Here is a 201-nt window from a genome sequence, read left to right on the forward strand (position 1 = left end):
CTGGTTCAACAGTGACGGTGACCTACCCGAATGGTGGTGGTACAGCCCAAACCACAGCAGACCCAGTGACTGGTGTATGGACAGTACCAAATCCAGGTAACTTACCAAACGGCAGTACAGTGACTGCGGTCGCGACTGACCCAGCGGGTAACCCATCATTACCGGGCAGTGAAGTGGTAGATAGCTTGCCACCAGATACGA

1 pseudogene is annotated in these 201 nt (G+C 54.2%); it reads left to right on the plus strand.

The window, feature by feature from the left end:
* Positions 1–201, plus strand: a pseudogene (locus F3J02_RS18445) (hypothetical protein); the annotation flags it as partial.

Source organism: Acinetobacter sp. Tr-809 (genome assembly GCF_011753255.1).
In the GTDB taxonomy this organism is placed as follows: domain Bacteria; phylum Pseudomonadota; class Gammaproteobacteria; order Pseudomonadales; family Moraxellaceae; genus Acinetobacter.